The sequence below is a fragment of the Gardnerella sp. DNF00476 genome, from assembly GCF_049262735.1.
Classification (GTDB): Bacteria; Actinomycetota; Actinomycetes; order Actinomycetales; family Bifidobacteriaceae; genus Bifidobacterium; species Bifidobacterium vaginale.
This window is the reverse complement of record NZ_CP058401.1, coordinates 766,811-793,460: the sequence shown is the minus strand read 5'-3', so window position 1 is coordinate 793,460 and position 26,650 is coordinate 766,811. Positions and strand designations below refer to the sequence as shown.

At 41.1% G+C, this 26,650-nt stretch carries 19 protein-coding genes and 3 tRNA genes; 3 read left to right on the top strand and 19 right to left on the bottom strand.

Annotation, left to right across the window (positions count from 1 at the left end):
• Window positions 1-276: 276 nt before the first annotated feature.
• The 3 genes from HXT25_RS03255 to HXT25_RS03245 are packed head-to-tail and all read right to left on the bottom strand — an operon-like array spanning window position 277 to window position 2,947.
• On the bottom strand, window positions 277-945 hold the full coding sequence (locus HXT25_RS03255) for an N-acetylmannosamine-6-phosphate 2-epimerase (RefSeq protein WP_004113937.1): 669 nt from the start codon (window positions 943-945) through the stop codon (window positions 277-279).
• Window positions 946-969: 24 nt separating this feature from the next.
• Window positions 970-1,971 (bottom strand): ROK family protein, encoded by a 1,002-nt coding sequence (locus HXT25_RS03250; RefSeq protein ID WP_174142985.1) that lies wholly within the window; start codon window positions 1,969-1,971, stop codon window positions 970-972.
• A 43-nt stretch (window positions 1,972-2,014) separates the two neighbouring features.
• Window positions 2,015-2,947 carry a DUF4862 family protein gene (locus HXT25_RS03245; RefSeq protein ID WP_004113941.1) on the bottom strand — a complete coding sequence of 311 codons (933 nt, stop codon included), beginning with the start codon at window positions 2,945-2,947 and terminating at the stop codon, window positions 2,015-2,017.
• Window positions 2,948-3,529: 582 nt separating this feature from the next.
• Here HXT25_RS03245 and HXT25_RS03240 point away from each other — a divergent pair.
• Complete coding sequence (locus HXT25_RS03240; RefSeq protein ID WP_048653110.1) at window positions 3,530-4,720, top strand: lipase family protein; 1,191 nt, start codon at window positions 3,530-3,532, stop codon at window positions 4,718-4,720.
• A gap of 701 nt (window positions 4,721-5,421) precedes the next feature.
• On the opposite strand, the gene HXT25_RS03235 is transcribed toward HXT25_RS03240, so the two are convergent.
• Window positions 5,422-6,078, bottom strand: coding sequence for a hypothetical protein (locus HXT25_RS03235; RefSeq protein WP_004113945.1), 657 nt, complete (start codon window positions 6,076-6,078; stop codon window positions 5,422-5,424).
• A 438-nt stretch (window positions 6,079-6,516) separates the two neighbouring features.
• Window positions 6,517-7,773, bottom strand: coding sequence for an ATP-binding protein (locus tag HXT25_RS03230; RefSeq protein WP_004113947.1), 1,257 nt, complete (start codon window positions 7,771-7,773; stop codon window positions 6,517-6,519).
• 397 nt (window positions 7,774-8,170) lie between these two features.
• Here HXT25_RS03230 and HXT25_RS03225 point away from each other — a divergent pair, with 397 nt between their 5' ends.
• Window positions 8,171-9,061 carry a Fic family protein gene (locus HXT25_RS03225; RefSeq protein WP_422118657.1) on the top strand — a complete coding sequence of 297 codons (891 nt, stop codon included), beginning with the start codon at window positions 8,171-8,173 and terminating at the stop codon, window positions 9,059-9,061.
• Window positions 9,062-9,453: 392 nt separating this feature from the next.
• Here HXT25_RS03225 and HXT25_RS03220 read toward each other — a convergent pair whose 3' ends face one another.
• The 13 genes from HXT25_RS03220 to HXT25_RS03160 all read right to left on the bottom strand — a co-directional run bounded on the left by HXT25_RS03220 (window position 9,454) and on the right by HXT25_RS03160 (window position 23,382).
• Window positions 9,454-9,765: a peptidase A8 gene (locus tag HXT25_RS03220; protein WP_004113951.1), complete on the bottom strand. Its 312-nt coding sequence runs from the start codon at window positions 9,763-9,765 to the stop codon at window positions 9,454-9,456.
• A 183-nt stretch (window positions 9,766-9,948) separates the two neighbouring features.
• Window positions 9,949-10,022: transfer RNA gene (locus HXT25_RS03215), tRNA-Gly, on the bottom strand.
• Window positions 10,023-10,096: 74 nt separating this feature from the next.
• Window positions 10,097-11,170 carry a M48 family metalloprotease gene (locus HXT25_RS03210; protein ID WP_174190729.1) on the bottom strand — a complete coding sequence of 358 codons (1,074 nt, stop codon included), beginning with the start codon at window positions 11,168-11,170 and terminating at the stop codon, window positions 10,097-10,099.
• A gap of 176 nt (window positions 11,171-11,346) precedes the next feature.
• Window positions 11,347-12,828, bottom strand: a complete 1,482-nt coding sequence (locus HXT25_RS03205; protein ID WP_009993508.1) for an FAD-dependent oxidoreductase — start codon at window positions 12,826-12,828, stop codon at window positions 11,347-11,349.
• Between the two features lie 211 nt (window positions 12,829-13,039).
• Window positions 13,040-15,412 carry a heavy metal translocating P-type ATPase gene (locus HXT25_RS03200; RefSeq protein WP_422118656.1) on the bottom strand — a complete coding sequence of 791 codons (2,373 nt, stop codon included), beginning with the start codon at window positions 15,410-15,412 and terminating at the stop codon, window positions 13,040-13,042.
• 273 nt (window positions 15,413-15,685) lie between these two features.
• Window positions 15,686-15,758: transfer RNA gene (locus HXT25_RS03195), tRNA-Ala, on the bottom strand.
• A gap of 32 nt (window positions 15,759-15,790) precedes the next feature.
• Window positions 15,791-15,864, bottom strand: a tRNA-Ile gene (locus tag HXT25_RS03190).
• Window positions 15,865-15,961: 97 nt separating this feature from the next.
• On the bottom strand, window positions 15,962-16,441 hold the full coding sequence (locus HXT25_RS03185; RefSeq protein WP_004573592.1) for a Dps family protein: 480 nt from the start codon (window positions 16,439-16,441) through the stop codon (window positions 15,962-15,964).
• 50 nt (window positions 16,442-16,491) lie between these two features.
• Complete coding sequence (locus HXT25_RS03180) at window positions 16,492-17,793, bottom strand: hemolysin family protein (protein ID WP_004573593.1); 1,302 nt, start codon at window positions 17,791-17,793, stop codon at window positions 16,492-16,494.
• A gap of 69 nt (window positions 17,794-17,862) precedes the next feature.
• Window positions 17,863-18,693, bottom strand: coding sequence for a TIGR03943 family putative permease subunit (locus HXT25_RS03175; RefSeq protein WP_422118655.1), 831 nt, complete (start codon window positions 18,691-18,693; stop codon window positions 17,863-17,865).
• On the bottom strand, window positions 18,690-19,784 hold the full coding sequence (locus tag HXT25_RS03170; protein WP_422118654.1) for a permease: 1,095 nt from the start codon (window positions 19,782-19,784) through the stop codon (window positions 18,690-18,692). Before HXT25_RS03170 ends, HXT25_RS03175 begins: the two co-directional genes overlap by 4 nt.
• Window positions 19,778-20,437, bottom strand: a complete 660-nt coding sequence (locus HXT25_RS03165) for a carbonic anhydrase (RefSeq protein WP_422118653.1) — start codon at window positions 20,435-20,437, stop codon at window positions 19,778-19,780. The genes HXT25_RS03170 and HXT25_RS03165 overlap by 7 nt, the downstream gene beginning before the upstream one ends.
• A 188-nt stretch (window positions 20,438-20,625) precedes the next feature.
• On the bottom strand, window positions 20,626-23,382 hold the full coding sequence (locus HXT25_RS03160) for a phosphoenolpyruvate carboxylase (protein ID WP_004116485.1): 2,757 nt from the start codon (window positions 23,380-23,382) through the stop codon (window positions 20,626-20,628).
• 204 nt (window positions 23,383-23,586) lie between these two features.
• On the opposite strand from HXT25_RS03160, the gene HXT25_RS03155 reads away from it, so the two are divergent.
• Window positions 23,587-25,359, top strand: coding sequence for a threonine/serine ThrE exporter family protein (locus HXT25_RS03155; protein ID WP_065189339.1), 1,773 nt, complete (start codon window positions 23,587-23,589; stop codon window positions 25,357-25,359).
• Window positions 25,360-25,493: 134 nt separating this feature from the next.
• Here the strand turns inward: HXT25_RS03155 and trpS are convergent, their stop codons facing one another.
• Window positions 25,494-26,585: a tryptophan--tRNA ligase gene (trpS, locus tag HXT25_RS03150; RefSeq protein WP_004116481.1), complete on the bottom strand. Its 1,092-nt coding sequence runs from the start codon at window positions 26,583-26,585 to the stop codon at window positions 25,494-25,496.
• Between the last annotated feature and the right edge of the window lie 65 nt (window positions 26,586-26,650).

Here is a 26,650-nt window from a genome sequence, read left to right as displayed (position 1 = left end):
ATTGAGTTTGTTTTCTTCGCATTTCATCCTCGAATGCGAAAACGTTTTAAATTATAGCGCGTGCGTTATTTTCGCGTTACTTTAAACATAAGAGGTCTGATGTCTGATGTCAAGTTATACGTGTGTCGAATTTGTGAAAATTTTGATTTAATTTTTGAAGTCATTAAATTAGCACAAAATCGCACAAAATCAACACACATATAATCAATACTTTTATTTATTTGTTTACTTTATCCAGTACGGTTACTGGCGACCAATCCGCCTACAATGCACCGCCTACAACTTTGCCGCAAACCAGCGCGTAATCGACGTTGGATGTGTAATTGCAGTTCCAACCACCGCAGCCCAAGCTCCCATTTGCATAACCTTATGCAACTGATCAGGAGTGTGGATACGACCTTCGCAAATAATCGGATAGTTTGGGAAAGCTTGCAAAATCTGACCTAAAAGCTCAAAATCAGGACCATCAGTCTTTGGCCTTCCGGGAGAAGTGCCAGCCAAAGTGGTAGATATAATATCTGTTCCACAATCCGCCGCGCGCTTAGCGTCATCAAAGTTTCCGCAATCAGCCATAACCACTATGCCTTCGTCATGCAAAGCGCGAACAGTTTGCTCGTAAGTCAAACCATCTGGACGCGGTCTATCCGTAGCATCAATCGCAATAATATCTGCCCCAGCAGCAGCACAGCAGCGTGCATGGCGCAAAGTTGGCGTAATATAAACTCCTTCATGACCGTCTTTCCAGATTCCGATTACAGGCACATCTACCTGCCCTTTAATCGCTGAAATATCCGACAATCCTTGGCATCTAATGCCAACAGCACCACCTTCTACGGCAGCCATTGCCATTTGTGCCATTGTTTCTGGGTGTCTTAGCGGCTCTCCAGGATAAGCTTGGCAGCTAACGACTAAGCCACCTTTAATTTTTTCAATTACAGGATTCATATAGATTCCTCCTTTTTAAAATGATTAAAAATGGTTCAAACTTAAATGAACAGCCCAAGCAGCGCCAATCAGAGGAGCAGATCCTCCAAGTTGACCCTTTAAAATTGGGGTGTTCTTAATCAATGTCAAAGCAGAATCTTCAAATCCACTTCGCATAGCATTCCACCAAATATCACCAGCTTCTACAACAGACCCAGAAAGCACAATCACATCTGGATCTATAAGATTAGCCATTCCAGCTACGCACTCACCCAAAGCCTTACCGCTTCTAGCAAGAATTTCTTTTGCATATTCCTCACCAGAATTTGCTCTTACGCAAACATCATAACCATTTTGGGCTTCTTGAGTACCAGCTGGAAGATTGCTATTGTAAAGAGTGGCAAGCCCCGTTCCAGAAGCCACTGGCTCAATGTGGCCCGCACGCGCTCCGCACGAGCAGTCAAAACCTACTCCCAAGTCACTAACAACGTGACCCGCATGCCCAGCAACTCCGTGCGCTCCTGTAAACAGCTTACCATTTATAATAATCGCCCCACCAATTCCAGTGCCTATGCCAACAGAAAATACAATCGACTTTCCGCGACCCGCGCCGTAAATTGCTTCGCCTAAACCATGTCCACCAACATCGCCAATCATATAAACTGGCAAGTCAGTTACGCTCTTAAATGCGTCATAAATTCGCTGTCCTCGCCAACCTGGCAGAATGTCTGTAGCAGCTACAATTTCGCCAGTTTTACTATTTGGCACTCCCGCAGCCGCTATTCCAATTCCGCTAATAGTTTTGCCATTTTTCTGCGCTTCTTCTATGATTTGCGACACTTTTTCCACTAGGCGATTCTTTATATTTTCTCCACCTTTTGCAGCTTCTGTTGGCATTGAACCATGCTCTTGCACTGTTGGAGATACGTAATCTGCATTTTCTTGGCGAATATTAGAATCTGGCAAAGTCACCAATCCATAGGCGATTTTTGTTCCACCTATGTCAAAAGCAAGATATGTAGGGCGAGAATCTTTTGTTTCATTCATAAGTAGTTTCCGTTTTCTTTCTTGCGTTTGCGACTTTGCCTATTTACTCGCCCTGCGCAGCGCTCACAGCGTCATGAATACGCGATAGGTATCCCAAGCGCTCTTCAACGCTAGCGTCTTGAGGAACGCACACTTTTGCACCCAAATAGTCGATTGCATAATCGTCTTTTAGTGCCTCGCGAGTAGTTTCTTGAATTTCTTTAGACGTCATTAATGACGTTGGCTCATCTGGGTTCATTGGCAAATGACCATCAATCCACTCATATCCGTATTGCGTTGCTTCTGGTCCAGCTCCCGAAAACATTAATCCCTGCAATACTCCTGCTTGCCTTGCTTCGCGCACATGTTCTATAGCAGCTTGAGCATTTCGCTCTTCTACAACGCTTCTTCCCCAGTTTATTGTGATTCCAACCCCAGCATCTTTAGCAATTTGAATCTCTTCTTCTAGAGGTAGGAATCCTTTTTCCGGATTCTGTCCTTCGATATATCGATCGCAGTGTTCTATAACCAGTTTTGCTCCACACCAATCTAGTTGTGCTAGTTCTTCCAACGACTTTTTCATTGCGTCTGCTTGTGCTATTCGAGTTGGCGCTGTGTGTATTTCCACGTGCGATATATCACAACTATCTCGTTTATCTGCAACATCAGCTATGGCTTCGCGAATATCCTTAAAGAATGCGAGCGCACGATGTCTGCCCTCTTCGCTTGGGCTTGCTAGTCCAAATTCTGGATCTGGGTCAAAGTTTATGTGCCTCATTGTCCCAGGTATTGCGGTTATAGTGTTTGCATGCCAATGCGCTGGTATTGCCGACGCTAGCCACGTGCGATTTTGTGAATCTGCCAAATCTCCTGGGTACGGAATCTCTGTTCCAGCAATCCAGCTTTGTTTACCCAGCAAATCGTAGTATTTTTCTTGATCTTCGCGAGTTTTTGGTAACGATGCGTATGCGCCTACAACAAATTTAGCTTTCAGCATGATATCCTCCTTGAAATCGTAGCTGATTTATCTTTTGACTTATCTTTCGACTTGTATCTCAACTCGTCTTTTGATTCGTCTTTTGATTTGTAGATTACACCAATATCACTACAATTCGTCAGACGTCTGATAAATCTTTGTACTTGCGACTAAATTGTTTTCAAACTAAAGCAGATTAATGTCATAAAGTCATAATGTCATTAACACAACAATTTTCACTTATTTTATGCTAATTAATGATGTATTTAATTGATTAATGCTGTAGCATGGTCATATAAGCTACACCAATACAAGCGTAGATTTGTGCACATCAAGCGCGGATTTGAGCATATAAGAACACTTAGCAGCATCTAGGATTTTCTTAATCGAACTCATATCGTCAAAGTTGATTGCAGAGAGTTATTGAAGAAAATTAAGCATTACTGTAATTGTAATTAAGCGAAGGTGCAGTTTACATAACTTGCTATTTGTAGCTTTTAAGCGTAAAACGCGCTAACAAGATAGTAAAAAACAAAGGATTAATTCCCAAAACGAGTTAATTCGGGTTAATTCCCAAAATAAATGACAAAAGTAGGAGGAATCATGAAGAAAAGCTTCAAACTAATAGGCTTATCTGCAAGCCTGTGTCTTATGCTAAGCATGTTAAGCATCACTACACCAGCGATGGCATATACTCAAAACGAGCAGCTTACAGAAAGACACACTCCTCTTACAGAGAAAACAGCTAAACAGATTTCAAATGGAGATATAAAGCTGGAGCTTCCCGGAGCTTTAGACATGGCTTTGTATCATAAAAAGCCTTTAGACCCAAATGCTGATTTAGATGGCGACGGCTTAACTAATAGACAAGAAATTTACACTTATACTAAAAACGGTAAAACTTATTATGGGTACAATTCTCACCCTATGATGAATGACACCGATGGCGATGGTATTCCAGATAATCAAGACAGCAATCCTCGCAGATGGGATATAAGCCCACGAGATATGACGCTATTTTCTGAACTTTCTTATCGCGATGATAGTTATATAAACAAGGTTCTTGATTACACTAAACCACTTCATGACATTTATAAGAACCGCAATGAATATCGTCTTATGCACAATGAGATAGCCCCGTTCTGGAAAGTTAAAGAAACCTACCACAATAGGGGTGGTTTTGACGCTGTCTTGTTTGAAAATGTAAGTCCTTATCCGTTCTTAGAGCAAGGAACTGTTCAAGTTCTTGCAATTCGTGGAACTTCTCAATTCAATGATTATGACGATGATCTTGCAATAGCTGTAGGTCGCAATCCAGATCAGGCTTACGATGTTGAACAACTTATTGAGCGTTATGGCAGAGAACACACTGTAAATAATCTATATATTACTGGTCATTCTCTTGGAGGCTATTTGGCTCAACGAGCTTTGATTCGTGCAGACGGTAAAGGATATTCTTGGCTTAAGAAAATCTACACTTTCAATGCTCCTCAAATTTGGGGAAATATCTTCAACCGTTGGCTTCGCACTGCAGCAAACGCAGGGAATCGTCTGACTCGCGAAGGTTATGCTGTTCATTACAAAGTAGACAACGACAGAGTTATTCGTTCTGTCGGCAATTTTGCAGGAGCTATAAGTGTTGGCAATTCTGCAGAAGGGCATGGCTCTCGAAGCTACTTTGAACCACGAATGAACAATTTCCCAGGGTTTACCGTAGGAACTAGAGGAGATATATCTGGTACTGGGCGTTGGATGGAAGAGCTTAATAATTTCTACAATGTTCGCACGTTCTAATTTATTGCTAATTGTTAATTAGTGATTTGTAATTAGCAATAGGCAACTGGTGCGTGTAATTTACTAACAATAAACTAAGCGCTGACTTACAAAATGTGTATTAACGCATAAATAAGTCAGCGCTTTTTATATTGATTAATCCAACTATTCTGGGTTATTTCACAAAGATTTTATCTGGCACAAGAACATCCTAGTGGAGAAGGAAAATCATCCCACACCGAGAAGACTCAGGCGAGCTGAACTATTGTCTAGTATTCCAGCATCCAGATTAGACTAAAGCATTCTCTTGGCTATAGGATAAAAGTGTGCAAAAAATCATGTCTCACGCATTGCAATACAAGCGTTTTGCAGCAATCAAATCTAGGCTAGTCTTTACTTGCACAATCACTCTAAAACAAAAATATCCAAATACTTAGCGCATTGAGCAACAAAACACAGAAAAGAAAAAGGCTTGTTAGAAACCTAACAAGCCTTTAAAACTAAAGAACAGAATCCCGTCCCTAGCGGAAAACCATCTCTAGCAACAAGCATTAAGCACTCGCAAGCAGAATAAAGAACCTACACGGTAAGAAAAGGAAATTTCGGCAAACCGAGCAAACTCTAAACCCCGCGTGCAAGCTGCAGCACAAAACACGCGCCGCCGCCTAACGCAAGCCTATTTTTTACACGCGCACCAGCGAACACCAGTGCGCGCGCAATGCTTAGTGACGAGCCTTGCGAACAACAGCACCCATACCAGCAAGCATAGAAGCAGCCAAAGCAGTCAAAGCAACACCAACACCAGTAGTAGGCAACTTCTTACCGCCATCCTTCTTCTTCTCAACCACAGTGGTCTTAGCACCAGCAGCAGCACCATTAGCGCCAGCCTGGCCAGCAGCCTGACCTAGCTTAGCACCTGGCTTGCCTGGCTGAACTGTTGCATCCTTAGAAGCCTCAACTGGCTTTGTGCCCTGAGGATTCTTTGGATCAGCTTCAGATGGAGCAGGCTTAGCGTCATTCAATTCCTTCTGAGCTTTCTCAAGCTTCTCCTGAGCTTCGCTCAATTCCTTCTGAGCTTTCTCTACAGCAGCCTTCTTCTTTGCACCATCAGTATCATCAGCATAGGCAGCTGTCTGAGCATCATTTGCTGCCTTTGTCTTCTCTGCAACAGTAGCCTCAGCTTCTGCAACAGCAGCCTCGAGCTTCAAGATCTCAGCTTTAGTATAAGTCTTAGCAGCCTTCTTCTGAGTAGTACCCCAAGAACCGTCATCATTCAATCCAACATTAAAATCAAATGCCATTGCTGGGGTTGCCATTGCAAAGCCAGCGAGCAAAGTTGCGCCAGCAGCGAAAGCGGCGATAGCCTTCTTATTCATCATTTTAATTTCCTTTCTTCTTCTCCTCTGCGTTAGGGGCGCAGAGAAAAATTTGCTCCACAATCCACAACATATGGATAGTGGTTTAAACACCAGCCAAAACTAGGAGCAGCCAGCGTTTGCTTATTAACATACCCCCCCCCCGTTTAAAAAAGTCAAGAGGCAACCACACAAAACAAACAGAAAAAAATAATGTTACACACAAACTAATCCACAATTAAGCAACACTCATCGTAAAATTTGTGGATAAACAACACTTAAACCGTAAAAATACGCATTTCAAGGTTTTTGAAGAATTTTCCCAGGTTTTTTTAAGGAAAGGCTTTTCGCGCGTGTCGCACAACAAACGCACTACAAGGTTGCGCAAAATCGAGAATCTCGGTGATGAAAATCACGCTTTGAAGGAGCCAACGCGGATTATTCCCCAAGACTTATGCAATATCACTCAAACGCATCGCATTCCCACAGAGCGCTTAACGGTATTGCCCACAAATTATCCTCCCACTGCATAATTTTTTGACCCATGTAAACAACATATCCGCGCTTAAATTCAGGTTTTTGCGAAAGAGCTACAAGTCCCTTAAAATCGTTACGATTCACCATGCTAGAGCTTTTTACTTCCACTCCAACCAGATTTCCACGGAAGCTTAGCACAAGGTCAACCTCTTTAGGGCTGCTACCAGGTTCACGCCAGTAGAAGCAATCTGGATGCGTTTTAGACCATTGCACAGCAGGCATAATCTGATTTACAACAAAACTTTCTAGCAGATTCCCATACATAACGGGATCTTCCAAAGGATTATGACCCTTACTAATCATTGTTTGAATGCTTAAAGACGTATCGACTGGGTGTATTTTGGCTCTAGTAAAAGTCTGGCGATTGGGCGCAGTTTTTATATTCGGTAGATAATTTATTAAGAATCTACGCAAGAATACACTAACGTAACGCTCAATGGTTCGCCTATCTAAAGCAAGATCTTGACCTATTGAACTCGTATTAAGAATCCCGCCAGGCATACATAACAACTTATTAAGTATGCTAACAGCCATGCTTCTGTCTAATCGTTCTCCTGGAAGAATGGTATCTCCCAACACTGCAAGAATATCGTTTGAAACAAGCTTTTCTCGCTCCCAAGCCTCGTAAGAATCATACGATTGCTGATATTCTGGGAATCCTCCTGCAGCCATAATTTTATATACTTCTTCTCTGCTTATTTCTTTTTCATATTTAAGATTTGGATTACTTTCTATAAGACTATCTACAATATTTCTACTATTTTGAGTAATTTCACACTGCGTAAGAGGACTCATTGTAAAGTGCTGAGCGCGTCTAGCAAGAGGATCTTGACCATCTAGTCCATTGCGATTTATAAGTGCACTACCTGTTAAAACATATTGCAAACTGTTTTCCGTTGAATTATCGACTATTTCTTTTATTGCAAGAGGCAAATTTGGCAGTCTTTGCGCTTCGTCAATAACAACTGGAGTACTAAGATTTTTTAACCAACCATATAAATCTGTTGAAGCAAGCGCAAACGTATTTTCATCCGCAAGGCTCACGTATGAGAATCCTTTAGACACAAGCTGACGCTTTGACATCATAGTTTTTCCCACAGCTCTTGCGCCTTCAAGAATCACGACTTTTCGTTTTGATTGAAGAATAGAATCAGCAATTGGTCTAGGAAAATAAGCGCTCATAAATATAAGTATACACAAAAAACGTATTTTTTGTACATTCAATGTACAATTTTTTATACATCCAATGTACAAAAACTACGACTTACACATCTTTTGTCTAAATATCACACACAGAATTCAGACTGAAATCAAGGGTCCAAAACGCCAAAAGTGTGTAAAAAAAAAATAAACTCATAGCCCTTGTTGCAGTGAGGCTTATAGCGTATCAAATGTGCTTATTCTTTACTTGCAAAATCATTCTAAACAAAGATATCCCAATATTTAACACAGCTTCACGTTACTGGTTTTATCAATCACTATTGTTCCGATAAATTAAATATGTTATTCCGCTACTGTTTATGTTATTCCGATAAAACGTTAAAATATAATAAAATGCAACAATGATTAAGGGTATTTTATGTATATAACAGTAAACCAAGCTGCTGAAAAATGGGGCATATCAGATAGAAGAGTAAGAATTCTATGCTCCGAAGGAAAAATTCCAGGAGCATATCGGGAAGGAAGATCCTGGAAAATACCACATGACGCATCAAAGCCAACCGACGGAAGATATAAAATTAGTGAATCTCTAATTCCAATCATAAAAACTAAATTAGAAACCCTTAAAACAAGAAGACCCTTAACTGAAGGAGAATTAGAAAGACTTAATGAAGAATTTCTAATAGAATATACATACAACTCAAACGCAATTGAGGGAAACACTTTAACACTGCGCGAAACAGACATGGTTCTTAGAGGACTTACTGTTGATCAAAAGTCATTAAAAGAGCACCTAGAAGTTATTGGGCACAAAGAAGCCTTTGATTATGTAAAGCAGCTTGTTAGCGAAAATAAGCAGATAAATGAAAAAGTTATAAAAGACATACATTATTTAGTTTTAGCCAACAAGAGAGAAGATAGAGGCGTTTATAGAAGAGTTCCCGTTCGAATTATGGGAGCTGCACATGAGCCAGCACAACCATATTTAATCGCTTCAAAAATGGAAGAATTATTGAAAAAATACAAAAACAGCGATGAAGATATTGTTACTAAACTTGCTCGTTTTCATATAGAATTCGAAAGCATTCACCCTTTTATTGATGGAAATGGAAGAACAGGAAGATTGCTGGTCAATTTGGAGTTGATGAAAGCCGGGTACCCACCAATAGATATAAAATTTACTGATCGCTTGAAATATTATGAATCTTTTGATGAGTATCACGCAAAACATAACGTGTCTGCCATGGCAAACTTGTTTGCAAGATATTTAAATCAAAGACTTGATTTGTATTTGTCTATTTTAGAGTAATGGTCATTTTTAATTAAAGCTACGCGCAATTGTCTTTACTGTTATTCTCTCAGATAGTTGACTGAATTATTGACAGTACTGTGGTCGAATCTCCGACTTGGTCACAGATTCTGTTTGACCTATAACTCAAATGCATTGCGTTGTAAGCGCGCGATTATAAAATTTGTATACACAAAAAACATATTTTTTGTACATTCAATGTACAATTTTTTATACATCCAATGTACAAAAAATACGATTTATGCATCTTTTGTCTAATATCACACACACTTCAGACTGAAATCAACAAATCACAATCAAACCAAACACAACATATAACAAACATAGCCTTCTGAATTTTAATTAAACTCAGGAGGCTATTATTATTTGATAAACTGTTTAATCTAGTTATTTTACATAGCTATTTTTTTACTCTTAAAAATAGCTATAGCAGCAATACTTACAACAAGAACAGCAAGAACAATCAATGGCGCCGTGAAATAATTTGTGTAGAACTCACGCACATCAATGTCTACAGAATTGATAGTCGCAGCATAAGATATATACGACAATACGCCTAATACAACATCAATAATTGCATACGCATATGCGTTTTTATACAATTCTTTAACTGACTTGCTGCTTTTAACCCAAAGCATTACAGACAAAACCAAACCTATTAACATTGATGCAACAGCAACAAATGCAAACAACATATCTAACATAAAACCCTCCTGACCAATTAAATCCTCTTCCATAGCGGATTCAATATAATTTTAATTTAACTAAGATTTTCGTGTCAATATTAAAAAAAAAAATTACAGAATTTCGCACATTATTTTCACATTTAGACTATTTTTAAGGTGCAATAACAGGCGAAGAACGTTGATATATCAGATCTCCCCACATGGAGCGGACAACGGGAATCGAACCCGCCTCTGAAGCTTGGGAAGCTTCCATTCTACCGATGAACTATGTCCGCATGTTCTGCTGCTGGCGATTAATACCTTCAAATGACTCGATTAATCAATCTAGACAACAAACCATATAAGGATATCATGCTCCGCTTACGGCTACAACTCCACTAGGGAATCTTCTCCCATATCGGATGTTGAATACAGATTCAGACTTATCAAATTCATCTGATTTTGCAGCAGCTTCATTTTCATAAGACATTTCCGCATACCCAGAATACTCAGCATTATCCTCTTGCGACTTAGCCATTAGTCTCAAGAAGTTAACTCGCTCTTTAACAGCTGACTGATGAGAAAACATCTTCAATAATTTTGATTTATCATCTTCAAATGGATTTACAATCATCAGCGAAGACATTGCCTGCAATCCATCGGCTCTACTCATCTCATGTATTTTTGCACCGTAAGAAATTTTATTTAGAGCAGAAGCCAAAGCTGCAGGATCTCCCGTAAGCATTCCAGCGCTTTTATCTGCGTCCAATTCGCGGCTTCTAGAAACCACCAGCTTAATCATCAATGCTCCAACTGGCACAAAAATCACATTTAAAACTTGACCAACAATCTTTAACACTGGGCAACGGCTTTTAGAAGATTCTGATCTAACAGCAAACTCACTATCAGCAGTATGCTTCTTTTTGGAATACGTAAGAACATAGCCAACATAAGTCATAATTGTCGCAATAGCTGAAGCAATAGTGGAATTCAAAATATCATGATTATAAATATGAATCAGCTCATGACTTACAACTCCACGCAACTCACGCTCGTTCAGAATGTTTAAGAGTCCACGCGTACAACAAATAACAGCATGTCTTTCACTGCGACCAATTGCAAAAACATTAGGACTATCCATTGGAGCAACGTAAAGATGCGGCATCGGTCTTTCGATTCTCGCAGAAATCTCGCGAACAATACCATACAAGACTGGCTCTTCATCTTCACTGACTTCTATAGCATTCACCATGCGAATTGCGAGCTTGCTAGAAAGCCAATACGCGCACACACTGAGAATTATTCCTAAAACTACAAACCAAATCAGCATAGGCAAGCGCAATCCACAGGCAGCCCAAATTAAGGCAAGAATCAACCAGATTACTGAGAACAGTGCTGCTGTTTTCAGATAATTGCGGCATCGCATTCCTATATTGCTGAACATGTTTACGATTCTAATAATCGGAACTGTAATTTTGCTGAATGAAAACTGTATATTTATAATTAATATGTTTAAGATTAATGCTAATTAGTGTATTTAAGATTTATAATCTGTTAACAAGTGGTCACTAAACGTTTTGCAAATGTGCATAACGTAAGCGACCACTAAAAATTAACAAACTATTGTTGATGATTCGCTATATCTATAAGCATTTGCTTAGATACAACTTTTTTGCGAGCGCGATTTTCTGCCATACCAGATTCAACTTCAAAATCGTCAACTCTTTTCCACCCATCAAAATCAACTACATCCACGCCTCTGGAAGCGAGAAGATTTTCGATAGATTTAGGCTCTCTATCTATTGCCAATCTGCCAGGAAGTGCGGATTCACATTCTTCGAGCGAGCTTTTTGATAAATCTTCCAACATATTTGCCACTATTTGCAAAGCGTCTGACTTTGTGGAACCAATTAATCCAACAGGTCCTCGCTTAGCCCAGCCAGTTGCATACAAGCGTGGACGCACAACATCACCATCTGGATCAGTTACTATGCGACCATCTTTATTCGCAAGAAGAGTTTTGTTCTCATCGTAAGCAACGCCAGAAACCTTAGCAGGCTTATATCCAATCGCATGGTAAACCGCTTGAACAGGGTATTCTTCAAACTCTCCAGTACGAGTCATTTTCCCGTCCGCGCTTGTAACTGTACGCTCTACTCGAATAGCGCACACTCGCCCATCTTCTCCCAGAATTTCAACTGGATCAGAATTGAAGTGAATAATATAGCGTCGATTTGCAGGATTGCCTTCAAAGTCAACGTTTCCACTATCTTCCATATCTTCGCTCAAATCGCGTATAGCAAAAAGTTCTTCTACCATTTGACGAGTCAATTTGTCTTTTCCAGCAACATCAATCGTTTCGTCATCCAAGTCAAAATCGTTTTCATTTACAACTATTTGCACGCCAGAAAGCTTTTCCATCTCGCGCAATTCTTGCACAGAGAATTTAGCTTGAGCAACGCCTCGTCGAATAAACAAGTGCAATGTTTTAGCCTGGTTTTTAAGCAAACCATTGTAAACGTCGTCGGAAATGTCCGTGTGTTCTCTAAGATAATTCGCGTCTCGCAAAAGCTCGCGCGCAACATCCATAGCAACGTTTCCGCCACCAATAACAGCCACTTCGCTTGCATCAAGCGGCCACGTGCACTCACTGGTAGGATATCCGTCGTACCATTCCACAAATTTTGCAGCGCCATACACGCCGTTTAACGATGCTCCTGGAATACTAAGCGGCTTATCTTCTACAGCGCCCGTAGCAAACAGAATTGCATCGTAGCGAGGCAATAAATCTTCTAGCGTAATATCTTTGCCAAATTCAACATTCGCATACAAGTGAATATTTGGATTATCAAGCGTTTTAGCCAAAGCATCTGCAATGAATTTTATGCTCGGATGGTCTGGCGCAACTCCATATCGAACCAGCCCGAATGGAACTGGTAGTTTTTCAAATAAATCGATTCTAGCGCTCGTACCTAATCCCATTTCGTCACCCAATTTTTTAAGCTGACGAAGAAAAATATCTGACGAGTATATTCCAGCAGGCCCCGCGCCAATAACTGCGATTCGCAATTCGCTCGCATCCGCATTATAATTCGTTTCCATAAAATTTCCCCATATTGAGTATTTCAAGCATTCTTAAGCATTTTTGAACTCTTTTGTAAACTGTTTTATAAGTCGCTTCCTTAAATGCTCCACTACTTAGACTAGCGCCTTGACTCATTCAAGAAAAGACCAAAGTGAATATTGTCACTTATATACATTTTGCTTATGCGTGCTTGTAACTTGTGACTTATGCACATATGCACATTTACTCTTACGCGCGCTTTCCTTTCAACGCTGTAAGCGCCCATAAAATTGACACAACATCAATCATCTCTTGCATCATAGCTCCAAGAACCGCAGGAATCAGCCCAAAAGCCGCCGCAATCATGCTTATAACAGCTAATCCAATTCCCAACATAACAGCTTGAACCATAACACGCTTCGTGTGTTTTGCAACACTTACAGCGTTTGCTACAGCATAAATGTTGTTGTTCATAATCACAACTTGCGCGCACTCCGAAGCCGCTGTATCGGTGCCATCAGTCAAAGCCACACCAATGTTTGCTGCAGCCAAAACTGGTGCATCGTTTACGCCATCTCCAACCATCATCGTTATGCTACATTTTTGTGTTTTTCCGCCAGAAAAGTCGAAAGCATCCGTGCTCAGTAAGCTTGTGCTACCTTCCGAATACTTATTATCTGCATTAACACTATCCGTATTCTTATAGTGCTGTTTTACGCACTCAAGCTTGTCTTCTGGAAGCAAATTCGCTTTAACATGCTCGATTCCAACGCTTTTTGCTATTGTTTGAGCCGCTTGCAGACCATCTCCAGTAAGCATGCTTATTGAACGAACACCAAGCTCCTTTAGTTTTTGAATCGTAGATTTTGCATTTTCTCGAGGCACGTCTTTTAGAACAATTCGCCCAACAAGTTTGCCATCAAAAGAAACGTATGTTGCCATTTCGTCGGCAGAAAGCTCTTCAAAATTGCTTTCTATTTTTGATATATTTTCTACATTTGCACGTTTGGCTTTATCTTCGGTTGCTGGCGACTCATCCTCGGGATTGCCAGCTGACGCCTGCAAAACGTATTTTTTGCGACCTACTCTAACGTTTACGCCATCCACACTTGCGCATATACCTTGACCAGCAGTTTCTTTAACACCGCTTATAACTGGGTATTCACGCACGCTTGGAAGTTGCGGAACGGCAGATGGATGCGTGTTTTGCCAAAGATCCGATCCAGCTTTTGCAATTCCTCCTGCAAGAATGTGCTGTGAGTATGTTTCCAGGACACCAGCAAACATTAGTATCCTATTTTGCAACCCACTATTTTCTTGATTTTCCTGATTTTCGCTATCTTGATGATTCGCTAAATCCACTCTAACAACTTGAGGCTGTTTAACAGTAAGCGTTCCCGTTTTGTCAAAGAACACATCTGTTACTCGGCTTAGCTGCTCTAAAACATCTTGGCTTTTTACCACAATACCAAGTTTTGCAAGTCTTCCTGTTCCTGCCATAAACGCCACTGGAACAGCTATCAAGAGCGGGCAAGGAGTAGCTAGCACCAAAACTTGCGCAAATCTTAAAGCCTGACCAGATGCAGCCCAAGCAACGCCTGCAATAACAAATGAAAGCACAGTAAAAGGCACAGAAAGCATATCCGCAAATCGCACTACTGCAGCTTTAGAAGATCTTGCAGATTCAACCAACTTCATGATTTTTTGATATTGCGAATTTTGCGATAGCTTAGTTACGCGCATAATCAACACAACACCGCCATTTACGCATCCAGACAACACTTGCGCGCCAGCAAACACTTCACGCGGAAGCGACTCGCCATTTATTGCGCTTGTGTCTAGAACAGCGGAACCGCTTAAAAGCTCACCGTCTACAGGAACTGTTTCTCCTGGAAGAACAACTATTACATTGCCGATTTTTAGATCTTCAACTGGAACTGTTTTGTATCTTTGTAATTGGCTAGAAGACTTTACATCTTGCAATATTGGGCATTCTTTAGAGTTATTGTTACATTTTTTACACGATTCGCAACTAGTAAAATCTTTATGTTCTTGCAATGCCTCTAGCGAAGATTCATTGCTTACTTTTCTAAAATGACTATGATCGAGCAAAGCACATTGCTCACAAGATTCACCACACACTATTCCAGGAAGTGTCATTAAATGCGCGGTTTGCGGAGATGCGTTTACTAAAAGAGATAGATTTTTTTGCGCTGCATCTTGCGCAAAGTCTTCGATTGCTTCGCCTGTAAACACCATTACAACAATCAAATAACTTGCCCAAAATTCGCCTATACAAAGCGTTGCAAGCAATGCAACAAACGCAAGCAAGTCAATTCCAAGTGTGCCATGCATTAAATCATCAATCATACTTAAAAGCGACTTAACACATGTGTATAAAACTAAACATGTTATTATACTTTGCCCGATTGTAAGGCTTATTTGCACATTAAAATCAACGTTTATTAACGAAAGTAAGAAAGTAAACGTCTTGCTTATAGCTTTGCAAAAATCGAGTATAAAAGTCAGATTTCTAGAATAAAACGCCGCAATAAACGGGAACAAAACTAAAACTATTACTAATTGAGGAGCACGACGGCAATACGATAAAAGTTTACGCATACACTTTCCTTACGCTGATCAGGCTAACCGCTTAAGACGCTGCTAACACACGATTTCACGCCTTGTTAACCCATTGAGCATCCACTTAAGCATGCGCAATACACGGCGTAAAGATATCTATATTCATTTATTGGTATTCAGTTTAGCAAAACACCTTGATGAGAAACATTCTCATATAACAAAATGCGCGCAAGAACAAGAAACACGCGAAAGAAGACGATAATACGAATATATGAAAAAAGGTTTCTAGCGATCGGCTAGAAACCCTATTTGTGGAGCTAAGGAGACTCGAACTCCTGACCCTCTGCTTGCAAAGCAGATGCGCTACCAGCTGCGCCATAGCCCCATTGGAGAAAAAGAACAAAATGCTCAATTTCGTGGGCCCGGGAGGACTTGAACCTCCGACCTCATCCTTATCAGGGATGCGCTCTAACCACCTGAGCTACGGGCCCAACTTGTATGTCGAAAACATACAAGTAGTTAGATTAGCACATGAAACAAAAATGTCAAATAGCAAATCTAAGCGTGTCGCAAAATTATTCTACAAAATTATTCTAAATGACTGCGCATAAACCACTGGAACTTTTCAAGCTGCTGAACATGATCTTGAATAATATTAGAGCTAACAATATCAAGATCATCAAGCTGAGAAATTGCCTTACGATCATCTGCAATCATATCGTTGTAATACTCAATTAATGCTTGCAAATACTCTTTGGTGGACTTTCTACCACTAAGAGCAAAACGCTTCCAAGTGCGCGAAGCTACAACATCGTCTGCGCGACCAAGTGGGGATCCACCAAGCGTTGCAATTCGCTCAGCTGTTTCATCGGCTTGAGCTAAAACTTCTGCAACCTGAGGATCAAGCATTTCATGAACCGCAATAAAGTCTGGACCCGTAACATTCCAATGTGCATGCTTTAAGACTAAAGCAGCTTCCTGCTCATGGCTTAAGCGATTCTGCAAAATATCGATTGCTTTCTCACTAGCCGATTCGTCAAGACCTGGCACAATATGAGTTAAAGCCATATTAGTATCCTCCATTTTTTGTTTATTTTTGTTTAATTTTATTCAAATCTTTAATTTACTTCGGTTTTTCTGACTTCAATCGTAGCTATTCTACGCCCATCAACCTCCGTAACTGTCATATCGTAGCCATCCGCATCGTGCAAAATAGCTCCAACCTTGCCCATTGAGCCAGTGTGAGCAAGGAAATAGCCTGCAACAGTTTCATAAGGTCCATCCTCTAGCTCAATTCCAGTCACATCTGCGAAATCTTCTATAGTCATTCCACCGTCAACCGTAGCAACCCCGTTTACAAACACAGTAGCTTTACTATCACGCTTCAAATCTGACTCGTCTGGCAAATCGTATTCATCTCTAATATCTCCAACCAATTCCTCGGTCATGTCTTCAAGAGTTACGATGCCATCCGTTCCGCCATACTCGTCAATAACAACAGCAAGATGTATTCCGCGTTTTCTAAGCATCTCCAAGCTTGGAAGCAATTTAGACGTTCCAGGAAGACTTATTCCTTCTCGAGTTACATCTGCAACTGTTTTAGCATTAGGATCTCTAACATCTAACAAATCGCGTACATGCACAAATCCAATAACATCGTCAAAATCTTTGCCTGTTACAGGATATCTAGAATATGGCAATTCTCTAATTTTTGCAGCAGCTTCTTCAAGACTTAAAGATCCGTCCAAAAACTCAACGTCTGCACGAGGACGCATAACTTCGGCAACAATCGTTTCAGAAGCATCAAAAACATCGTCTAAAATTGTTCGCTCATCTTGGCTAAGCTTTTTATTCGAGTTAACTAAAACACGTAGCTCTTCGTCGGAAACTTCACTTTCCTTTTCGTTTGGATCGAATCCAAGAAGTCTCACAAAACCGTTGGTGTTCTTAGCAATCAACCATATTAAAGGCTTGCATATTTTGGAGAATATATCTACTGCTGGAACAACTGCTCGAGCGATTTGCTCAGAGCGCTGCATTGCTATTCTCTTTGGCACAAGTTCAGAAATTACTATTGAAAAATACGATATTATAAGCGTTAAAACAATAGTCGTTAATGGTCCAGCAACATGATCTGGAACTCCCCAAGACTTTACAATTGGCACAATATGAGGCGCGATTGCAGATTCGCCAAAAGACGCCGAAAGAAATCCCGAAAGCGTAACTCCGATTTGAAGAGTGGAAAGAAAAGTGTTTGGATCTCGAGCTATTTTTGCAACTCTTTTCCCACGAGCATCCTGCGTTTCCATGCGGTCTAATTGCGACGATCGCAAATTAACAAGCGCAAGTTCGGTTGCTGCAAATATGGAACCAAACAAAAGGAACACAACAATGAGTGCAATGTTAAAACCCAACGACATACTTGCTATCTTAGTTGAATTTAACATATATAAAAAGCTTTGTGCTTAATATCGGAATAATATACACAATCAGGTTCTATAAAAATAACCGGATGGAGCTTTACTTATCTCTTTAATGGATTCAACTTTAAGAACCACACCTTTGTGTGAATATCCACTAACACCAATATTCCCTAATGAAATATTAGCTTTTACAATCACCCATTGGTGATTTTTAAATCGTAAGTTTTTAGAAAAATCTGCAACAAACCCAAATGGAGACATATCTAGAATGCAGCAAGACATAAATTGTCTAGATATGCGAACCTGATTTTTAGAAAGCGTGTTTTCTCGACTTATAAAACCTTTTACCACAATTTCATATCCCTGATATTTCTCTAAATTATGGTCAATTTCGTCATACCAATTTCCAAAATCATCGTCTGAAATAATAATTTTTTTATTAGCTACGTCTAGTCCTCTTAAAGTTTTTTTATTATTTTTACGATTAGACGATATTGCTATTGCGCGCCCAGAAGCGTACTCGTCAAAACCTGCAGACTTTGTAAAACCTTGATCTAATGCTGATTTTGACATTTGAAGTGGAATTAAAATCACGAGCATTGGAATTATTAGGGAAACAAGAATGCGTTTAGAATCTTTTGCAAAAACTGAAATAATACCAAAAAGCGAGCAAATTCCCAAAACAAAAAGCAAAATCGCAGCAAAAATAAGGTATACGAATGCGCGCGGAGTGGTAAGGATTGTGTAGCATCCGCTTAATGCGCTCCACATTAGTGTGGCTGAAAAGCAAATCAAACACAACGATTGCGCAATATGAGCAAAAGTAATTTTATGCTTAGTTTGCTTGCAATCTGCATTATTACAATCAACATTGCATACAACATTTACATTACTCATAGCATCACACCCCATGCAAGGTGAACAAGAAGCGCTGCGAGTAAGCAAATAACAGCAATAGTTGCTGTTAGACGTATCACAAATTTCCCTTTAAAATCTTCAATAAGCATAAGAGTGTTTTTTATGTCTAGCATTGGCCCAAAAAGCAGAAAAACAATTACTGAACTCATTGGAAGAGAAGCAGCCAAAGAGCGCGCAATTACTGCGTCGGAGCTTGAACATAAGGAGCTTGCGTATGCTATTAGCATCATTGCTGGAATCGCCACAAAAACTGTTGTTGTGTTTATTTTTGATGCAGGATCTGCGCCAAGCCAAACGCGAATAATCGAAGCTACAGTTGTTCCAAACAATATTATTGGCATTAATCGCATAAAATCCGCATAGACATGATGAGCATAAATTTTTAAATGATCTTTAAAACTTATTAAAGGCCCATCATTATTGTCAAAATCACATGAATCACATGTTGATCCACATGATTTTATGAAAAATTTTTCCCTTAAAACTTGTGATTTTACAGGAAAAATCACAAAACTAATTCCCACTAAAAGAGCCACACCAACACCCAAAGCCACTCGAGTCACAGCAACTGCTGGAACGTCCGCAAATGCGTACCAAGTAGCCCAAATAGAAACAGGATTTACCACTGGCACAGCGCATAGAAATGTCACAGCACAAGGCAATGGCAGCTTTCGCGCAACAAGACGAGAAAACGTTGGAACAACAACACAATCACATACTGGCACACAGACTCCAGCAAGAATTGCAGCCAAAAAGCCGTTTGCAATAGACTTTGGAGCGTGTTTTTCAATAAAATCTGCCGTAATCCACGTTTCTACAGCAGCAGAAACAAGCACGCCAATTAGCGTAAAAGGAACAGCTTGTAAAAGCAGCCCAGCAACACCCATAATAATAGTGTTTACAGGCATCCAAGGGTTGCGCGCTTGCAACGCTGGAAACATTGCAATAATCAAAGAAATAAAAGGAATCCCTATAATCAAATATAGATAGTTTGCAGAATTTGCTTGTTCTGCTTTACTTGCTTTTTCTACTTGGCTCGTTGTTTTTGCTTCGGTTTCTGTTTTTAGCATGACAACACTTCCACCAAGCCGTCACTCATTCGATACCTTGCTCCAACAAGCATCAAAGCGTCTTTGAAAACAGCTTCGCGAATTATTTGTGATTTTTCACAAATTTCAGCCAAAATATTAGACACGTGAATACGTTCAATATCATCTGTATCTAAATTTTCCTCAACACCTGCGAGCACAGCAGGCCCTAAAGAACGCAGCAATATTAACTCGCTCGACTCAATTATTTCGCTTGTTTTATCTTCGCCGTATTCAGAAACCAGCTTTTGCACGTTCGGCAAAACAACCTTTACGGCGCCGCAATGCTCATGCCCAAGCACAACCAACACTTTTACTCCCAAATCACTTACAGCGTATTCTAGCGAAGCTATTACGGCATCATCCAACACTTCTCCAGCTGTGCGAACAGAAAAAATATCGCCCAAACCGGCGTCGAATATAAATTCTGGAGCAACTCGCGAATCTGCGCACGAAAGCACAACAGCTCCAGGATGCTGACCGTCAATAAGTTTCATGCGCGATTCTGAATTTACGCCTGCATGCGCTGAATTGCCGTCTGCAAATTTGCGATTCCCTGCAAGCATTGCGCTTAATACCGATGTAGCTAAAACTGAATCTTCATTAGCAAAATCTTCGCTGACTTCTTCTTGCATTATTATCTCCTACACTGGCATTGGCAATATTTTCAGTTGCTTAAAGTTTAAAATTTTTGACTTAGAATATATTGTATCTTTCGTAGTAAATAAGAATTTTGTTTAAGAATATAAGCCTATTATCAAAAAAGCTCCCGTATTGCAATTCGCAAATACGAGAGCCTTCTTGATTCAGTAATTTATTAAAATCATCCAGTGTTTTGCAAGCCTGCAGCAACACCGGAAACAGTGCAGAGAATCAGGTAGATGAACTCTGCCTGCTGGCTTTCGCTCAATTCTTCCTTATCCACCTTGTTGCGAAGCTTATGCAAAGCAAGTGACTGAATTACAGAAAGCGCGTCCACGTAAGGCGAGCGCACGCGAATCGCCTGGCCAAGCACATGGCGATGTTGCAACGGCCACTTGTCACCAACAATTTGCAAAACCCACTTGCGAGTAAGTTGCATTTCCGAAAGCACTTTATCGCTTAAATCTTCGCGATCTCCAAGGCTTAGATACATGCGAGCAATTCGCTCGTCTGTTTTAGCCAAAGACATCTCAATATTGTCAATAAAAGTACTAAACAGCGGCCATTCTTCGTAAGCTCTGCGCAAAGTTTCCAAGTCGCCAAACTTTTCGCAAGCTGTACCCAAGCCGTACCACGCTGCCAAGTTGATTCGAGCTTGCGCCCAAGAGAAAACCCACGGGATTGTGCGCAAATCGTCCAAAGACTTTGCACCAAGACCGCGCTTTGCAGGGCGAGATCCGATTGGGAGCAAACCAATCTCACTAAGCGGAGTAACGGTTGAGAACCAAGGCGTAAAGTCATCTGTTTGAAGCAAATCAATAAAACGATTATGCGCTGCAACATCAAGCTTTTGAGCCATATCCGCATACTTATGAGTCATTTCCGTGTTGGTTTTCTCAACGCTTGGAGCAGATTGAAGCAAAGTTGCTGCAGCTACTGATTCCAAGTGACGAATGGCAAGAATTGGGTTTCCGTAGCGAGCAAAAATAACCTCACCTTGTTCAGTAAGCTTAAATCGGCAATTTACTGAACCAACTGGTTGAGCAAGAACAGCACGGTTTGCAGGACCACCGCCTCGTCCAACAGCTCCTCCTCTGCCGTGGAATAGTGTCAAATCAATGTCATGATCTTTAGCCCACTGTGCAATACGTTCTTGAGCAGAATGTAATGCAAGTGTTGCAGAAGTAGGACCTGCGTCTTTGGAAGAATCGGAGTAGCCAAGCATAACTTCCATCTTGCGACCAGTAGCCTTCAGTCTAGCCTGAACTTCTGGAATCTTAATGATTTCCTCAAGAACATTAACCGAATTCTGCAAATCTTCTAGCTGCTCAAAAAGTGGTATTACGTCAATTGTTGGAGCATCCTGTGGATGCGCAAACGCAAGGCGATTAAGCTCAAATACATCGCGAACATGCTGAGCAGACTTTGCAAACGAAATAATGTAGCGGCGAGCTGCACGCATACCGTTGCGCTTTTGAATTGCTCCAAGCGCGCGGAATGTGTCTAGAACTTCGCGAGTCATTGGCTGAAGCGGTCCACGCTCCCCGTGCAAACCATGTTCGCGAATATCTTCCAATGCGCGCGAATGCACGAGCGAATGCTGACGGAACTCCATCTCCACCATGTGGAATCCAAAGGTTTGCGCCTGCCAGATCAAATCCTGCAATGGTCCATATGCTGCTCGAGCATCTCCAGCCTCAGCAAGCGAACGTTGCACTATCCGCAAATCTTCAATGAACTCTTCGCAAGAATGATACATCAAGTCTGTATTGCGGCTAATCGTGTGGTGTAGTCGATCTGCCATCACAAGCATAACGGCTCTATGCGGCTCGCTGTTAGATACGTCGGACGCGTTTTCAGTGAGCTGCTCGCTCATTTCCCTCTGGCGGTTCCAAAGTTCCAGCAGTTCAACGCTTGGAGGCGTTGTGCGTGTTTCCATAGTCAGGCATTTGCCAACTTCGCGCGTGCGTTCTTCCAGCGCTTTCAAAACGTGGTTGCTAAACTTGCTCGCAACCTGCCTACTTACCTTTGCTGTAACGTTTGGATTTCCGTCTCTATCGGATCCAATCCAGCTTCCTGGGTGGAAGAATGCTGGGCATCGCGGTGGCACTAATCCAGCTTTTTTGCCCAAAAGCCAATCGTCAAATCTGCGATAAACCAACGGAATTGTGTTGAATAATGTTGCGTCGAATATATCGAGTATTGTGTCTGCTTCTTCAACTGGTGTTGGTTTTTTAAGAGCAATAGGCGAGGTGCGGAGCAATGCGTCTATCTCGTTGTATAGACGCCTGTAGTTTTCGCGCTTGTCTGATCCTCCTAGCCTATTGTGTTTGCTTAGAAGCTTTGATATTCTGCGGATTTTACCAGCTACAGCTTTTCGTCTTGCTTCGGTTGGATGCGCTGTGAAAACTGGATGGAATTCAAGCTTATTTAGCAGTTCCTTAGCTTGCGCAGGGCTCATTTCCGTAAGCAACTTGTGGTATGCGCATGTTAGCTCATTAACTGGGTCTACGGGATTAGATTCTTCTACTTCGCATTCGCGTTGGTGCAGTACGGAGACCCTGTAGTTTTCTTCGCACAGGTTTGCTAAGTGGAAGTATGTAGCAAACGCACGCGCAAGAAGCTGCATATCTGGCAAATCCATGCCGTTGATTTTTTCTACAGCTTTGTTTAGCCCGTCGTCTTCTGTTCCTTGTGCATCAACCATTTGTGCGAAGTGTGCTGTGCTTGCGTTTACTGCGTTTAATCGCACTTCGTCGAATACGGTTAATAGTTTTTCATCAAATTCGCCTAATACATCGCGCAGAATATGTAAGCATAAATCCATGTCTTGCTTAAGCGATGCTGGCAGTTCGCGCTCTTCAGGTCCTTTTCGTCCTAGTCCAGACGTAACTATTGTTGCGTCTGCTGGAGTCACCTGTTGATTTTGAGTTGTCATCAGACCTCCTTGTGCTAGTCATAAGGTTGCTTGGTCGTTTGACTTCCGCGGCTCCTCCGCGGTTATTTAGGTCAAAAGTTGCAAGCCCACAGCCTTTGTTCCCAGCGAGATTCCAAAATAATTGTGAACCGACCTTAGGACTGATTTTTTCTATAAATTTCTTATATAAATTTTATAGGCTACGCGCTGCGTATACTAAAAATTGTGAGCATAGAAGAGAATAACGCTGATAGTAATTCAAACAGTAATATAGGCAATACTCCACAAATACTTTCTACTGGTCATATAGTAGGAAAGCCTTCTGGGCGCTTTCAAACGCACGCGATTCCGCTAGATATGGAAGATGTTGAGCGCGATTGGGATAAACCAGTTACGGAAGCTGGGATTGCAGCAAAATCCAGCATTATTATTCGAGTTGGCGCTTTAGGTTTAGGCGCAGGAACTGGAAGCTACCGCGTTCGCGAGCTTATGCACCGCGTTGGCGAACCTATGGGTGTAAATGTTCGTGCAGACGTTAATTTAACCGATATTGAGGCTACTTGCACAGATAAGCATGAGCGCATTACCGAAGTTGTTGATCTGCCTACTACTGGCGTAAATACGGAGAGAATTTGGCTTCTCGAACATTTTGCAGATTGGTTTAATGTTAAACTTGGAAACGATTCCTTATACCATTCAAAGGCAGCTGTTTCTAAGGAGTTGGTGGACACTCTTCAAGCTAGCAGCAATGAGAATGCGATTGTTCAAACAGCTAAGCAGTCGGAGGAGCACGCTGCAAAAGTCGAAGAAAAAATGGCAATTCAAGAGGCGATTCGCAAAGAAAAACCTCGTGGAATTTTTGCGCTTCAACCAGAAAGAACGTATGCTGAGCATTTTTCTCACGTTCAAAATGTCAAAAATGTTCAAAATTCTCAAAATAATTTGAATTTAGATCTTAAAAACAATTCCGCCGCTTTATCTAATCAAAATCCCGCTTGCGATTCTTCCGCGCCGCTTACTGTTCGTCAAGTTCACGACCGTCTCGATTTAATTAAAAATCGTAAGCCTCTTTATAAACCTTGGTTTGCGGGTCTTGCGTCTGCTGTGGCGTGCGCGTCCTTCGCATTTTTGCTCGGCGGCGGCGCTTACGATATGCTTGGTGCTTTTATTGGAGCTGGCATTGGTCATTATGTTAGAAGACGCATGTTTATGCATCATCTAAACCAATTTGTTGTAACGTTTATTGCTGTTGCTGTTGGCGCTTTGAGTTGCATTGCTTCTCTTCGACTTGTTGGATGTTTTGATCCTGCTGCCTTACACCACAATACAGCTTATATCGGTTCTGTTTTGTTTGTAATTCCAGGTTTTCCTCTTATTACAGGCGGCTTAGATATTGCTAAGATTGATTTTCCTTCTGGCATTCAGCGACTTTGCTACACAATGGCGATTATTCTAATGGGTACTCTTGCTGGCTGGATGGTTGCAAGCCTTGTTCAACTTAATCCCCAAGGCTTTACTCCACTGGGCTTAAATCCTTGGCTTAATGCTGTTCTTAGAATGATTACAGCGTTTGCAGGCGTGTGGGGATTCTCCGTTCTGTTTAATTCTCCTCAAAGAATGTGTTTCGTTGCTGGAATAATCGGCGCGATTACCGATACTTTGCGCTTAACTATGGCTGATTTTGGTATTGCTGCAGAAATCGCAGCATTTACTGGCGCTTTGCTTGCTGGTCTTTTGGCTTCCGCTTGGCGATCTGTAGTTCATAGGGGTTGGGCGCCTCAATATTTGGGCTATCCGCGTATTGGTCTTACTGTTCCATCTATTGTGATTATGGTTCCTGGACTTTATATGTATCGTGCAATGTTTTATCTTGGACAGTTTAATACTCTTCCTGCTTTAGATTGGACTTTCCGCGCTTTTATGGTGATTATTTGCTTGCCATTAGGACTTGCTGTTGCGCGAGTTATAACAGATAAAAGCTGGCGATACGACATTTAGTTATATCGAAAATAAAAAGATAAAACGAATAGTATAAACCTAAACAAAAACGCCCAGCGACCACTGGGCGTTTTATTTATATGCAATCAAGCAAGAATTAATCAGATTTAATTATTGCTAATCAACATTGTTAATCAATACTTCATGTTCATTGCTTCGCGTACTTGATCAAGTGTTTCTTGCGCAATCGCAGCAGCTCTTGCATTTCCATCGTGCAAAATATCTCTCACAGCGTCCATATCTTTTGCCAATTCCGCACGACGCTCGCGGTGTGGAGCAAGGAAGTTGTTTACAGATTCAATAACGTACGCTTTTAGTGCTCCTGCACCTGCGTCACCAATTTCTTGCGCAATATCTTTTGGATCTCTGCCAGTAACCAATCCAGCAGTAGTCAAAAGAGCAGAAACCTGTGGGCGAGCCACTGGGTCGAATGTAATTGTGCGCTCAGAATCAGTTGGGCTTTTCTTAATCAGCTTCGCTGTGTCTTCTGCGGTTGCGCCTAGCATAATCGAGTTTCCGTAAGACTTACTCATTTTGCGTCCGTCTAATCCTGGGATTTCTGGCGTATCCGAAAGAATCGCAGCTGGCTCTGGGAAAACAGGATTCTTCTTTGCATAACGCTCGTTAAATCTGCGAGCAATCGTGCGCGTAATCTCAATGTGTGGCAAATTATCTTTTCCAATTGGCACAACATTTGCTTTGCAGAACAAAATATCGCAAGCTTGATGCACTGGGTACGTAAGCAAAAGTCCTGTTAAAGCATGACCCGAAGCCTCCATTTCTGCTTTAACAGTAGGATTTCTATGCAATTCTGCTTCTGTAACTAGAGACAAAAATGGCAGCATAAGCTGATTTTCTGCAGGAACAGCGGAGTGTGTAAAAATCATTGTTTTCTTAGGATCAATTCCAGCAGCCATATAATCAAGAACAAGATTTAGTACATTATCTTCTACGTGTTCAACAGTGTCTCTATCTGTAATCACCTGATAGTCCGCAATAATCACGTTTGTGTTTACGCCAAGATTTTGCATTGCGACACGCTCACGAATCGAACCGAAGTAGTGTCCTAAATGAAGTCTTCCTGTCGGTCTATCTCCTGTAAGCATAGTAAAGGAGCTAGGATTTGCTTTTAGCTTCTCAAGCGTTGCGTCTGAACGTTTTTGAGCTGCTACAAAGCTTGCACTTATTTCATTTCCAGCAGCCGTAACTTGTGCTTCTTCTGACATTTCTAACTCCTTACGCACGCGATTTTTCTTGCGATTTTTAAGCCTAAAAATATGGCTTTTATCGT